This window comes from Allobaculum fili, assembly GCF_020969955.1.
Lineage (GTDB): Bacteria > Bacillota_I > Bacilli_A > Erysipelotrichales > Erysipelotrichaceae > Allobaculum > Allobaculum fili.
Genome location: NZ_JAHDSX010000073.1, coordinates 1 through 6,655, shown reverse-complemented (window position 1 = coordinate 6,655; position 6,655 = coordinate 1). Strand labels below are relative to the sequence as shown.

Below are 6,655 nucleotides of genomic sequence, written 5' to 3'. Positions count from 1 at the left end.
AATGATTGTTCGAGTACTTATTGTGATTTTAAGAATCGACGTTGTGTATTTCGAATTTCTTGATCTGTCTGTAAAGTTTTCAAAGAGCCATCTGTTTGTGAGAAACTCAATGTCTCTCACAAGGCTTACTTATCATATCATCTGCAGAAATCTCTGTCAACAACTTATTTGTGAATTTCTTTAATAATTTCACTTAAGCTGTTTTCTTCGATATCTAAAGGTGATTTGACGACTGAGAGAAGCAATTCCCCTCAGCGCTCAACTATAATAACACGGGCATCGAAGCGATGCAAGCATTATTTGTGAATTTTTAAAATATTTTCACATTAGCTGAACGATCTGTTTTTCTCTCTCGCGTTTTTTTGCTGGAGAAGAAAAACAGCCTTCTATTTATACCGCAGCTATGGATCTTGCGCAAGCAATAAGGCGTGGATGACCCCACTTTTTTTCTCGCGGTGAATTGAAAGAGTAAATGCAGGCATTGAACCCTTCTCGTTACATTTAGTCCTTCAATCCAGATAACCTAAGGTCGTTCTTGTTTAGCGAAAAATGGGTTCTTTGAAAATTTGTGTGGGATCACCCCAGTACAACCAAAAAAATGACAAGTAAAAAAGGATCTCCCGTATGCTGGAAGAGTCGACCAAGACACGCCAGACACAGGAGATCCAATACGCACCCTATCGACTTAGCTTCTACTTTTCAAGCAGCACCTGCTTATGAAGGTTTCGTTTATTTACCTTCTTACCTGCCAGGTTTTACCCAGAACAGTCTTGTTACCCATCCCGAACATTCACATGGACATGATCTGAATCAGCGCATCGACAGTCTTCCAGCCCTGTCAGAAGATGACCTCATCTGCCCGATGCCCGATCTGTGGAAAGAAGATGCATATCAAGTCTTCACATACTCGAACACTTCGCCATATTCCATTTGGCAATGCCTATACACATGTCACTGTCGAGATTCATTGCTTGTTCTGTGAGCACTGTCACAACACGCTTATGCAGACAATTCCATTCAAGGCAGATCATCATTCCATTACCAGAAATCTCGAAATCTATATTGAAGATCTGCTTGCCAGCGGACGCTTTACTCTGAAGACAATTGCGGAACTGACTGGCGTAGGGGCGCACTTGGTAAAGGCCGTTGATAAAGCCAGGCTGAGCAGACTGTATGTCGAAGAGAACTCAAAGGGTCCATCCTTAAAGAAATCTGATACCTATAGTCGTTTTTCGGCTATTGATGAGTTCAAGCTTCAAAACGAACATCAATACGCAACTCATATCATCGATCTAGAAACCAGGCATGTGCTTTGGATCGCCAAAGGTAAGAAGAAGCAGGTTGTTTATGATTTCATCGACCATGTAGGAAGCGAATGGATGAGCCATGTCAAAGCAGTCGCATGCGATATGAATTCCGACTTTCAGGAAGCGTTTGAAGAACGTTGTGAGAATATCTCTATCGTTTTTGACTATTTTAATATCGTGTAGAATTTCAACGATAAAGTAACCTCTGAAGTTCGTAAAGATGTTCAAAAGGATCTGACTGCCGATGATAAAATCGAACAGGCCAGGCAGCTTAAGGGATCAAAGTATATTCTGATGTCCTCGCTTGCAACGCTGGAACAAAAAGACGCACGCGGCGAAGCGGAAACTGTGCTGCGAGTGGAAAAGACCCTTTTTGGCCTGAAACCAGTACTGGCTAAAACAGGATACGTTAAACGATACAAGGAGCTTTTGAAACTGAATACCTTATTCACCACTTGCGATATCGTCAAAATCCAGCTTGAACAAGCCTTCAAATGCAGAAACAAATCAGAGATGGCAGTGCTGCTTAACAACCTGATTGATACGTGTAGAGGTACGAAGAGCAAACACTTTGAATGGTTTGCCCGATTGATTGAAAACCACTATCAGGGCATCCTTTCACATGCCATTTATGGGATTTCGACTGGAAAGATCGAAGGAGTCAACAATAAGATCAAGACGATTAGAAGACAGGCGTATGGCTACTGCGACGATGGTTACTTCTTTTTGAAGATTATGGATGCATCACGCAATTAGAATGTCAGCCCTTCGATCCCAAAGGTTTTTTCATTGAACCATATTATTCCTAAAGCATAATGAACTTAACAAAGATTCAGCCGCAGTCTGCAGCAAACTGTATCCCGCCTCAGTCCCTCTGCCGGGAGTGGAACTTCGGAAGAATTGCCAGGAGAAAGATAGATGAAACAGGCAAGAAAATTTTTGAAGTCTGCAGAGAACAGACGGAAGCCACTCTGCAGCAGGAAGAAGCCATTGACCAGGCGCTGATCTGATTGCGCAGTCCATGGCTAAAGGTGGCGTGCTTCACGTCTTTGGCTGCGGTCACTCCCAGATGTTTGGCGAAGAACTCTGCTGCCACACCGGCGGACTGGTGCCTGTGAACGCCATTCTGGTTCCCCAGTACGTCATTTATCCGGATATCTGGCTCTGCCAGCTGATAGAGTGCCAGGAAAATGCAGCCCATAAGGTGCTGGAATCTTTTGTCCCCAGACCGGAAGACATCATGCTGATTGTCTCCATTTCCGGACGCAATGCCGCCGGCATAGATATGGCCATGGCATCCCCTGAAAAAGGCATGAAGGTCATTGCCCTGACGTCCATGGACTATACCAACAAAGCCGTTTCCCGACATTCCAGTGGCCTGAAGCTGAAGGATATCAGTGATGTGGTGCTGGACTGCTGCGCCATTGAAGGCGATGCCGTTCTGGAGGATCCTAGACTGGTCGAAGGTGACCGCTTCTGCTCTCCTTCCACCATCGTGGGGATGCATCTGCTGGTGGGCCTTATGGGAGAAGGAGTGGAACGGCTGCTGGATGCCGGTGTCAATCCTGAAATCTGGGTGTCCGGCAACGTGGATCACGGCGATAGCTGCAACAGCCAGTATCTGGAAAAGTACCGGAACAGAATCGATATTCTCTGATCCCGGTTTTCGAAGATGGATCTGTCAGAAAGGCTCTGATTTTTCAGAAAGAAACCGATATCAAATTCATTTTCGTATGGCACACCGCCCTGAAGTTTTCTAGAATAATGAAGTCATTTTTACAGAAGGAAGGGATTGTTATGCAGGCCGCATGGAACGTCTGTTCATCAGAATCATTTGCTTCAGTCTCTTTTTCTGTCCGTTCTCTGCGCCCTTTTTCCGGGCGCGCTTTTTGTTTAAACAGCTGCGGCCAGAAGCCGCATAAAAAGGAGACACACGATGAGTCATGGACACAGCGTACAGAACTGTTCCGGTCTGGCCGGTGTTTACAACATGCTGGATGCATCCCATGTTCTGTACTATCTTCTTCACTCTCTCCAGCACCGGGGCAGTGACGGTGCCGGAATGGCAGTATCCAACGGAGAAACCCTCTCCCTTCATAAAGGCAAGGGTCTTCTTTCCGAAAACATGACCGGACAGGTGCTGGACGCCATGGAAGGCCGTTCCGCCATCGGACAGGTACGTATGGCCACTCCCGGCGACAGGCAGAAGGAAAACCTGCAGCCTGTGGCGGTGAGAGCCTTCCAGGGCCAGTTCGCCCTGGTTTGCAGCGGTATGCTGCTCAATGGACCCAGCCTTCGCAAAGCCATGAAGCAGGAAGGCCTGATTTTCCAGGGCACTTCCGATGCCGAGATCATTGCCCATCTGATTCAGATTTCCAGAGGCACTTTAGCCGAGCGCATTGAACGCACCGTGCAGATGCTCAAGGGCTCCTTTGCCTTTCTGCTCATGACCAAAAACACGCTTTATGCCGTAAGAAGCAAAGATGGCATCCGGGCTCTGTATATGGCCTCCACCCCGGAAGGCAGTATTCTCTTTGGTTCAGAAAGCAGCGCCTTCACCATGATGGAGACAGAGTCCATCGAAGAAATCCTGCCCGGCGAACTCATTATTCTGGGAAAGCACGGTCTGGAGCGAAAGCAGATCCAGCCTCCTCTTGGCCATGTGTGCGCCATGGAATTCGTGTACTATTCAAGGCCCGATTCCAGCATGGAAAACAGCAGCGTTCACCTCTCCAGAGAAGCCGCCGGCAAAGCCCTGGCCAGACAGGAAATTGTAAAAGCCGACCTGGTCATCGGTGTTCCCGATACTGCGCTGCCTGCAGCAGCCGCCTTTGCCAGAGAACTGGGTCTGCCTTATGAAATCGGCCTCATCAAGAACCGGTATATCGGTTCCACCTATGTCAGGCCCACGGCCGTTCAGCGCGAACAGGGTATGCGCTCCAGGCTCAATGTCATCTCTTCCATCGTCAGCGGCAAATCCATTTTCCTGGTGGATGATTCAGTTCAGAAAGGACAGACTGCCAGAAGAATCTGCCAGATGTTAAGGGAAGCCGGCGCCAGGAAAGTTCACCTGCGCATCGCTTCGCCTCTCATTGCCCATTCCTGCTATTCGGGAACTGAATTTATTCCAAAGGATCAGCTGGCCGGTCATCTGTGGAATCTGGAAGAAATGAAGACAGTCTTTGATGCGGATTCCGTTTCCTTCCTGGATCTGGACACCTTCAAAACCTGCCTGCCTTCCGATGCCTGTCTTGCCTGCTTTAACGGGGAATACCCGTATGACCTGTATGATTTCGCGGATTCACAACCTGAATGATGAAAGGAGAACTTCTCATGTTTGATGAACTTCATGAAGAATGCGGTGTCTTTGGATGTTATCAGTGCCAGGATGCCGCCAGCCTGACTTACTATGGTCTGCACTCTTTACAGCACAGAGGACAGGAAGCCAGCGGCATCGCGGTGGCCAGTCATGGAAAAATCCAGGTATTCAAAGGCAAGGGCCTGACAGTGGATGTGTTTTCCAGGGAAGATCTGGATCAGCTGGAAGGAGATCTGTCTGTAGGTCATGTCCGCTATTCTACTGCCGGCGGACAGGAATATGAAAACATTCAGCCCATTGCCGCAGAAGGCTATCAGGGCGACATCGCCCTGGTCCACAACGGCCAGATCGTCAACGACAGAGAACTGCGCAAGGAGCTGGAAGCAGCCGGCGCGATTTTTCAGGGCACCAGTGATTCCGAAGTCATTCTGCATCTCATTGAAAAGCAGACCGGCACCCTGGAAGAACGGGTGAAAAAGGCTGCCCAGCGCCTGGAAGGGGCCTTCTCCATTCTGGTGATGAAGGATGACACCCTCATCGCCTTCCGAGATCCTCATGGTCTGCGCCCCTTAAGCTATGCCCGAAACAGGCAGGGCTGGATCATCTCCTCGGAAAGCTGCGCCTTTGAAGTCATGGGCATCTACCGTCATACCGATGTTCTGCCAGGACAGATGGTGGTGTTCAAAGACGGTCTTCCCCGCTCTTCCTTCTATACCCCCAAAAGAGATCATCACCTGTGCGCCATGGAATACATTTACTTCGCCAGACCGGATTCCGTCATTGAAGACAAAAATGTCCATGCTCTGCGCAAGGAAACCGGCCGCCTGCTGGCCAGACAGGACAAAGATCTGCAGGCTGATGTGGTCATCGGATGTCCTGACTCTTCCCTTTCCGCTGCCATGGGTTATGCCGAAGAAGCAGACCTGCCCTTCCAGTATGGTCTGGTCAAAAACCGCTTTGTCACCCGTACCTTTATTCAACCAACTCAGGCCATGCGGGACAGAGGAGTCAGAATGAAACTTTCTCCTGTCAGAGAAGTCATAGATGGTAGAAGAGTGGTTCTCATTGATGATTCCATTGTCAGAGGCACAACTTCAAGACGTATTGTCAATCTTCTGCGGGAAGCGGGAGCTAAGGAAGTACATGTACGCATTGCTTCTCCCATCATTACTTCTCCCTGTTTTTATGGGGTCGATACCTCCACGAAAAAGGAGCTCATCGGTGCACAGATGACTCTGGAAGAAATGAAAGATTACATTCAGGCTGATACACTGTACTTTCTTTCCCCGGAAGATCTGCAGAATGCTGCTGAACCCAGCGCTCTTTGTATGGCATGCTTTACCGGCGAATACTGTACAGATCTGTTCAGTCATCAGGAGCAGTTGGAAAACTGAATCTTCTGTACGAAACACCGCTGTGAAAAAGACTGTACTCCCGAAAGCTACTGCTCATACTGCCGCAGTTTTTTTCACCTCACCGTTCCCTGGTTGCCCGGGAACGGCTTTATTCTGTTTATCAGTGCTGTATTCTAAATTCTCTTCATGTTTATACCCAGTCAGGCACCAAACGGCAGGCAAAGAAGCCGGCTTCATAGCATTCTTTTCAGCCTGATCAGCGTCTGAAATCGCTGAAGCAGGACGGAACAGAAACCGGTCGCTATGGGTAATCAAATTCTGGCCTGTTTTGGTCAGTTAACCTGGCTGTTTTCACGGGGCAGACCGTCCCATATGTCCTCTGGAGGGATTGAAGGGACAAACTATGCTGCCAGCTGCGCTTACAGTTCAACTCAGATCCTTGAAGCCCATAATCCCCCGTCTTCGGGGACAACCAAAAATGTTAATAAATGCTGCTGGTAAAGTGAAACAAAGCGTCTACACTAAACCGGCATCAGTCGTTTTTATCACGTAAGTGTCAAACAATCGACGGGTATACGCGAGACTGAATATTAGATACGCTAAACGGGATCCCTTTCGAGATCCCGCTTGGCGTATTTTTTATTCTTCATCGTTTTCTTCATACTTCGGATCCG

5 protein-coding genes and 1 pseudogene are annotated in these 6,655 nt (G+C 48.2%); 5 read left to right on the top strand and 1 reads right to left on the bottom strand.

Translation table 11 applies throughout. The features are described 5' to 3' along the window. Positions 1-845 precede the first annotated feature (845 nt). The 5 genes and pseudogenes from Afil_RS10335 (at position 846) to purF (Afil_RS10315) (ending at position 6,020) form a co-directional block, all read left to right on the top strand. Positions 846-2,063 (top strand): annotated as a pseudogene (locus Afil_RS10335) (ISL3 family transposase). Between the two features lie 59 nt (positions 2,064-2,122). Continuing rightward, on the top strand, positions 2,123-2,317 hold the full coding sequence (locus Afil_RS10330) for a hypothetical protein (RefSeq protein WP_230268481.1): 195 nt from the start codon (positions 2,123-2,125) through the stop codon (positions 2,315-2,317). An 11-nt stretch (positions 2,318-2,328) separates the two neighbouring features. Then, entirely contained in the window at positions 2,329-2,964 is a 636-nt protein-coding gene (locus Afil_RS10325; RefSeq protein ID WP_230268480.1) for a sugar isomerase domain-containing protein, read from the top strand. A 279-nt stretch (positions 2,965-3,243) separates the two neighbouring features. Continuing rightward, on the top strand, positions 3,244-4,623 hold the full coding sequence (gene purF, locus Afil_RS10320; RefSeq protein ID WP_230268479.1) for an amidophosphoribosyltransferase: 1,380 nt from the start codon (positions 3,244-3,246) through the stop codon (positions 4,621-4,623). 17 nt (positions 4,624-4,640) lie between these two features. After that, entirely contained in the window at positions 4,641-6,020 is a 1,380-nt protein-coding gene (purF, locus tag Afil_RS10315; RefSeq protein ID WP_230268478.1) for an amidophosphoribosyltransferase, read from the top strand. A 54-nt stretch (positions 6,021-6,074) separates the two neighbouring features. On the opposite strand, the gene Afil_RS10310 is transcribed toward purF (Afil_RS10315), so the two are convergent. Further along, positions 6,075-6,296 (bottom strand): hypothetical protein, encoded by a 222-nt coding sequence (locus tag Afil_RS10310; protein ID WP_230268477.1) that lies wholly within the window; start codon positions 6,294-6,296, stop codon positions 6,075-6,077. Positions 6,297-6,655 lie beyond the last annotated feature (359 nt).